The organism is Methylomonas rivi (assembly GCF_024505165.1).
GTDB lineage: Bacteria > Pseudomonadota > Gammaproteobacteria > Methylococcales > Methylomonadaceae > Methylomonas > Methylomonas rivi.
In genome coordinates this window covers 1-5,269 of sequence record NZ_JANIBK010000198.1, presented here as the reverse complement: position 1 = coordinate 5,269, position 5,269 = coordinate 1, and the positions used below count along the sequence as shown (strand labels likewise).

Here is a 5,269-nt window from a genome sequence, read left to right as displayed (position 1 = left end):
CATGTCGACATGGCCCCGCCGTTTTTGGGTGTGGCGCCTTAAAAAACCCATGCCTTCATTAATCCCGGCTCCAGCAGGGGCCTCCAAACCCAAAACGCTCAAGCCGACAACCGATTCTCCGGCAAAAGTCGCCCCGAGTGCTTTACAATGCCGACATGCATAACGATGCCGGCATTGTCCAGACCCTATTCCCCGAGTTGTCCGCCAGCGATCTCGCCTTGGTCAATCAAGCGCTTTTATTAGTCGAACAAGCTTGCGCAAATAATTCTCGGCCCCAGCACAGCCCCCGTCCCAAAGGCATAGATGTCGCCGGCATTTTGACCGCGGTTCACATCGATATCGATTCCATTCTGGCCGCTGTTTTGAGCGACTCCCGCCTTGAAGGCTATCTGGACGAAGCCGGTATTACTAAGCGGTTCGGCCCCGTGGTCGCCGCTTTGGTAAAAGACGTCAACTGGCTGAACAAGGTCAGCATTTACAATCAGGACATGGCTAACCAGCCTAACCAAACCGAAATCCTGCGCCGCATGCTGCTGGCCATGACCCACGATGTGCGCGCGGTGCTGATCAAACTGGCTTATCGCATTCAACGTCTGCGCGGCCTGGCCCAGGAAGACGCTCAGATCCGCAAATTTATCGCCCGGGAAACCCTGGATATCTACGCGCCATTGGCGAATCGCCTGGGTATCAGCCAATTCAAGTGGGAACTGGAAGACATGGCCTTCCGCTACCTGGACCCGGACCGTTATCGCGGCATTGCCGAATCGCTGGCCGATAAGCGCGTTCAACGCGAAGCCTGCATCGACACATTTCTGCACGACTTGCGGCAAGCGCTGGACGAACACCACCTCAACGCCAAAGTCTACGGCCGCCCCAAGCACATTTACAGCATCTGGTGCAAAATGCGCCGTAAACAGCTGCCGATCGAAGAGCTCTACGACCTGCTGGCGGTCCGCGTGATCGTCGACGATGTCACCGCCTGCTATACCGTGCTGGGTCTGGCGCACGGCCGCTGGCAATACATCCCCAAGGAATTCGACGACTATATCGCCAACCCCAAGGAAAACGGCTATCAATCCCTGCATACCGTGGTGGTGGACAAACAAGGCAACCGTATCGAAATTCAGATCCGCACCCGCGCCATGCACGAATTCGCCGAACTCGGGGTCGCCGCGCACTGGCGTTATAAGGAAGGCGGCCGCCACAACGCCGCTTCGGAAAAAAACATCACTTCGCTACGTTTATTGCTGGAAGAACGCGGCCAGGACAACCTGCTGGAAAGTTTTCATACCGAACTATTTTCCGACCGGGTGTTTGTGCTGACGCCTACAGGCAAACTGGTCGACCTGATCAAGGGCGCCACGCCGCTGGATTTCGCCTACGCCATACACACCGACATCGGCCACAGTTGCCGGGGCGCCAAGGTCAACGGCCAGATCAAACCCTTGACCTACCCGTTAAAATCCGGCGAACAGGTGGAAATCATCACCGTCAAAAACGGCCACCCCAGCCGCAACTGGCTGGACCCGAACTTGGGCTATTTAAAAACCCCGCGCGCGATCGGCAAAGTCAAAAGCTGGTTTAAACAACAGGAGCTCGGCGACAACATCGCCGCCGGCAAAAGCCTGCTGGACAAGGAAAGCAAACGGCTGGGCTTAAAAAGCGTCGACCTGAACGAACTGCTCCGCCATTTCAAAATGCCGGATACCGACCATTTGTACCAGGCGCTGGGCCGCGGCGACATCAACAACCGGCAATTGGCCGGCGCATTGAAAATACCGGAACTGGCGCCGGCATCGTTTAAACTCTCGCCGCCGCAAACCAGTCCCAAATCGACCGTTACGGTGGCGGACATGGATAACCTGGTCACCAGTCTGGCGCACTGCTGCTCCCCGGTCAACGGCGACGACATCGTCGGCTACATTACCCACACCCGCGGCATTACCATCCACCGCACGGACTGCGCCAACATCCTGCACCTGAGCCCGGAACAACAAAGCCGGCTGGTCGCGGCCGAATGGAGCGGCAGCCATCATGCCCGCCACAGCGTACCCATCGTCATCGAAGCCTTAAGCGGGGACAACCTGCTGATCGACGTCTCGCAGCTGCTGCATTTCGCCAAGGTGCACATTACCGACGCCTCGCTGAAAACCCACCCCGACCAATCGGCCACCCTGAACCTGCAATTGCAGATCGAAAATACCGACCAGTTGAGCCTGGTACTGGGGCGAATCAGCCAGCTGCCAAATGTGACGGATGTCCGACGCAAGGTTTGAGCCGATTTTGCCGCCACCCCCGGCATTTGCCTAAGCATTTCGCCGCCGGATTTTTCGGCAACAGACTTGAAAAACCCGCTCGCTATCCCCAGTTAGCCACAGTCCCGTTTTTTAACTTGCACGAGTAACACTATGACTGTAGAAGCAAAAAAAGAAACCCTGGGTTTTCAAACCGAAGTGAAACATCTGCTGCATTTGATGATTCACTCCTTGTACAGCAACAAGGAAATCTTCCTGCGCGAACTGATCTCCAATGCGTCCGACGCCGCCGACAAACTGCGCTTCGAAGCCCTGGCCAACGACAGCCTGTACGAAGGCGACAGCGAACTGAAAATCCGTGTTGCGTTTGACGAAGCCAAAAAAACCATCACCATCACCGATAACGGCATCGGCATGACACGCGAGGAAGTGCAGGATCACATCGGCACCATCGCCAAATCCGGCACCAAGCAATTCTTCGAAAAACTCACTGGCGACCAAGCCAAGGACAGCGAACTGATCGGCCAATTCGGCGTGGGTTTTTACTCCGCCTTCATCGTCGCCGACAAAGTCACGCTGACCACCCGTAAAGCCGGCGCATCCCATGAAGAAGGCGTGCGCTGGGAATCGGCCGGCGAAGGCGATTACAGTATCGAAACCGTCGATAAAGCCGGCCGCGGCACCGAAATCGTGCTACACCTGAAAGAGGGCGAAGACGAGTTTCTAAACAGCTGGAAACTGCGCTCCATTATCAAAAAATTCTCCGACCATATCTCTTTGCCCATCATCATGGACAAGGAAATCCCGGCCGAAAAAGACGAAGAAGGCAACGAAACCGCGCCGGCCCGCGTCGAAGACGAAACCGTCAACAGCGCGTCCGCGTTATGGACCAAAAACAAGGACGACATCAGCGCCGAAGAATACAACGAGTTTTACAAGCACGTAGCGCACGACTTCCAAGACCCGCTGATGCATGTACACAGCAAAGTGGAAGGCACCAACGAATACACCTTGCTGCTATATGTACCCGGCCGCGCACCGTTCGATTTGTGGGACCGCGACGCCAAGCACGGCGTCAAGCTGTACATCAAAAAAGTCTTCATCACCGACGACGCCGAGCAATTGATGCCGCGCTACCTGCGTTTCGTGCGCGGTATCATCGACACCGACAGCTTGCCGCTGAACGTATCGCGCGAGATCCTGCAACAAAGCAAACAGATCAGCAACATCAAAGCCGGCTCGGTGAAAAAGGTATTGGGCATGCTGGAAGATTTGGCCGAAAACGACGGGGAAAAATACCAGCAATTCTGGGAACAGTTCGGTAACGTCATCAAGGAAGGTCCGATTGAAGACCACAAAAACAAGGATCGCGTGGCCAAACTGCTGCGCTTCTCGTCCACCCATACCGACGATAAAACCCAAAACGTCTCATTGGCCGACTACGTCAGCCGAATGAAAGAAGGCCAGGACAAAATTTATTTCGTCACCGCCGACAGCTTCGCCGCCGCCAAAAACAGCCCGCACCTGGAAGTGTTCCGCAAAAAAGGCATCGAAGTATTGTTATTGTCCGACCGTATCGACGAATGGCTGGTATCCAGCCTGACCGAATTCGACGAAAAACACATGCAGTCGATTGCCAAGGGCGAGCTGGATCTGGACAAATTCGATACCGAAGAAGAGAAACAACACCAGGAAGAAGTCAACAAAGATTTTGAATCGGTGCTGAAACAAATTCAGGAGGTATTGAAAGACAAAGTCAGCGAAGTCAAAGTCAGCCACCGCCTGACCGACTCGCCGGCCTGCTTGGTCACCGGCGCTTACGACATGAGCCTGAATATGGAACGCATCATGAAAGAAGCCGGCCAATCCATGAACATGATGGGCATGGGCGGCAGCAAGCCGATTTTCGAAATCAACCCTGACCACGCCATCGTGCAGGCCTTGAAAAACGAACAGGATGATGCTCGCTTCGCCGACATCAGCCATATTTTGTTCGACCAGGCCATACTGAGCGAAGGCGGCCAGTTGGACGACCCGGCGGCGTTTGTGCAGAAGTTGAATGGGTTGTTGCAGGGGTTATTGAAGTAACCTGATCCTATTTGGAAAAGGCCGGGAAACCGGCCTTTTTTGTTATGGTTGGAGCCGTATATCGATTATTGCGATAATACACAGCTCTATTCAATTACTGGTTATGTTTCAAGGAAACGAAAGATGAATATTCGAAACGAACTGAGCAACCTCAGCGAACTTACTTCGATAGGACTGGCATTGGCAGATTTTTGCGAAGCGCTGGCAGAAGGTGGTCTATTTGAGAGGAGTGATGCTAGGTGGGTAATGCGGCCAAATAATTTTGTAACATTAGAGCCTCACTGGAAGCGAGTCAAGAACATTGCTATTAGCCTAAGAGGAAAACCAGAAGAATTCGCTCCGTTACCAGAACTTCCAATTAAGGCTGGAATGTCTGGGTATAGCGAATGCAAAGTTGAATCTCCAAGGCAGCTTGCCGCAGCAGCTTTCTATATCCGTCGCGCACATGAAATTTACGAAAGAGGCAGAACTCGTCTTCCAAAAGGGCAGAAGGTTGTTGAAACCTAAATGATACCTACGCTGGATAGCTCTGTAGGGTATGCACCGCGTACCTTTTGCTTTCGCCGTCGGGAAGCCATGTAGGGTGGGCACGGTTTTTGTGCCCACGCGGAATTTAAAACTGGGATGAATATTGTTTCGCTACCGCGAAGCCTGATTTAACGCCGGTTCGCGGACCGGCAACCGCGATACTTTTCTTTGGACGGCCAAAGAAAAGTATCCAAAAGAAAGGCCGCCCCATGCCGCTTTTTCCCTGCGCTCCTCGGATTTGAACGGGGTTTTTCGAAAGGGCATCCCAGCCCTTGCGAAAAACGCGCGGCTTCCCTGCCGCGCCCCTGTCGGGCAAATCCGCTCAAACCCTCCGGTGCTCGGCGCGGCATCAGGGGAATGAAACCCTCTCGGTGATATAACTGGAACTGTAAGTCAGG

General features: G+C 54.1%; 3 protein-coding genes. All 3 read left to right on the top strand.

Annotated features, from left to right (window positions below; all coding sequences use genetic code 11):
• Nucleotides 1-155 precede the first annotated feature (155 nt).
• The 3 genes from NP596_RS19560 (at nt 156) to NP596_RS19550 (ending at nt 4,850) form a co-directional block, all read left to right on the top strand.
• Nucleotides 156-2,276, top strand: a complete 2,121-nt coding sequence (locus tag NP596_RS19560) for a RelA/SpoT family protein (protein ID WP_256617082.1) — start codon at nt 156-158, stop codon at nt 2,274-2,276.
• 132 nt (nt 2,277-2,408) lie between these two features.
• Nucleotides 2,409-4,343, top strand: a complete 1,935-nt coding sequence (gene htpG / locus NP596_RS19555) for a molecular chaperone HtpG (RefSeq protein WP_256617081.1) — start codon at nt 2,409-2,411, stop codon at nt 4,341-4,343.
• A 123-nt stretch (nt 4,344-4,466) separates the two neighbouring features.
• Nucleotides 4,467-4,850 (top strand): hypothetical protein, encoded by a 384-nt coding sequence (locus NP596_RS19550; RefSeq protein ID WP_256617080.1) that lies wholly within the window; start codon nt 4,467-4,469, stop codon nt 4,848-4,850.
• The last annotated feature ends 419 nt before the right edge of the window (nt 4,851-5,269 follow it).

Coding starts and splice junctions, on each gene's coding strand:
- NP596_RS19550 (WP_256617080.1), top strand. CDS start 4,467: ATGAATATTCGAAACGAACTGAGCAACCTCAGCGAACTTACTTCGATA.
- htpG (WP_256617081.1), top strand. CDS start 2,409: ATGACTGTAGAAGCAAAAAAAGAAACCCTGGGTTTTCAAACCGAAGTG.
- NP596_RS19560 (WP_256617082.1), top strand. CDS start 156: ATGCATAACGATGCCGGCATTGTCCAGACCCTATTCCCCGAGTTGTCC.